This is a genomic window from uncultured Thiodictyon sp. (assembly GCA_903837595.1).
Lineage (GTDB): Bacteria > Pseudomonadota > Gammaproteobacteria > Chromatiales > Chromatiaceae > Thiodictyon.
Map to the genome: position 1 here is coordinate 1 of CAILVI010000504.1, position 1,605 is coordinate 1,605.

General features: G+C 58.4%; 3 protein-coding genes. All 3 read left to right on the forward strand.

Annotated elements, in window-relative coordinates:
- On the forward strand, positions 1-448 hold a 448-nt coding region (locus QZY44_RS30330), incomplete at its 5' end, for an EAL domain-containing protein (protein ID WP_295456503.1).
- Between the two features lie 479 nt (positions 449-927).
- Positions 928-1,131: an HNH endonuclease gene (locus QZY44_RS36030; RefSeq protein WP_365305597.1), complete on the forward strand. Its 204-nt coding sequence runs from the start codon at positions 928-930 to the stop codon at positions 1,129-1,131.
- Positions 1,132-1,255: 124 nt separating this feature from the next.
- Positions 1,256-1,507, forward strand: a complete 252-nt coding sequence (locus QZY44_RS30335; protein WP_295456504.1) for a UPF0175 family protein — start codon at positions 1,256-1,258, stop codon at positions 1,505-1,507.
- Positions 1,508-1,605: the final 98 nt, after the last annotated feature.

Below are 1,605 nucleotides of genomic sequence, written 5' to 3' on the forward strand. Positions count from 1 at the left end.
CGAGGTGGGTATGACCCCCGGCGGCCTGGCGGTCGAGATCACCGAAACCTGGATCATGACCAACCCGGATCTGGCGGCCACGACGATAGCGCGCCTGCAAGCCATGGGGATCGCCGTCGGCATGGACGACTTCGGCACCGGTTATGCGTCCCTGGCCACCCTCAACCGGTTGGCGGTGAGCGAGATCAAAATCGATCGCTCCTTCGTCGCCGGGCTGCCGGCGGACATCAAAGGCTGCGCCCTCACCCGCGCCGTGATCGCGCTCGGCCGGACACTGGGGTTGCGGGTGGTCGCCGAAGGGATAGAGACCCAGGGTCAGGCGGATTTTCTCACGGCCGAGGGGTGCGGGATCGGCCAGGGTTATCTGTTCAGTCGGCCGCTCCCGGCGGCGGCGTTTGAGGACTATGTGCGGGGCGTGACCCCGATGCGGTCCGAACTTGACGCCTAAAACGCTTGCGCGGACACTGGCTGCCCAGAAGTTCCAGTCGCTCAGGCTGAAAACCCATGTTGACCGTTGGTGGACCACGCCGGTGTATTGGGCGACACGGGAAGGCAAGGTACGATGCATAGCGCGCGAGCGCAATCGATGATCGCCGCGGGGCTGTGCTGACCCGGCACCGACAAGACTGAAGGGAAGGGGCCGACGTCCGGATAATTCGGACTTTACCAGAAGCGAATAGTATCCGAACTTGGCCACTTTAGGCCCATTGTGCTTATCCTTTTCCGATTCACCCATTATCGGATGCTTGGGAGAATCATCTCGGCGATAGATATGTCAGCACTGGGACATCGGATCCTGAATTAGGTGCGCTGGAGGGACGTCAGAGGCGTTGGCTAACGACTCACCGACTTAGAGAGCGTTCTTTACGAGACGCCAAGATAAGACAGGCACTCATCGATAGCACCAATGGCCGACTTAGCTGCGAAGTGCCAGGATGCAATTTCGATTTTGAGACCACTTATGGGAGCGTCGGTTCACGCTTTGCTCACGTACATCACCTGCGCCCACTCAGTCAAACCACTGCGCCAATGGTCACCACGCTTAAAGACCTCGCTGTCGTCTGCGCCAACTGCCATGCAATCGTACATCGAGGTGGAGAATGTCGTCCGCTAAGTTCGCTGATATCATAGGGGCGACAGGCGATGCCGAGAATAGATCAGAGGGAGCGTAGGTTGGGGTGAGGCACGAACCCCAACGTTCCGTCTACGGCGCTTTGATTATTCACATCGCATCACCACCATCGTGGAAAACGCCATGCAAACATTGACCCTCCCCTACGCAGATGACTTGCTGCTGACCTCTGGTCAGGCGCCGGAAGCACTGGCGGCGGAGTTACGCTTTCTGCTGGCCGTTAAGTTATTTGAGCTGCATCGTCTGTCAATCGGCAAGGCCGCTGAATTTTGCGGTATGGGCAAGGTACTGTTCTTGTTTGAGTTGGGTCGCTTGCAGGTGCCTGTCATCAATTTGGACGACGACCCGATTGCCGATGAGTTGTGCGATGACTAGCCCCGTCATTGTTGCCGAGAGCGGGGCTTTGATTGTCGTTCCGGCCACTGGAGGTCGAGGCTTTAGCCGGTCCGGCGTGCATAAGCGACAGAATTTCA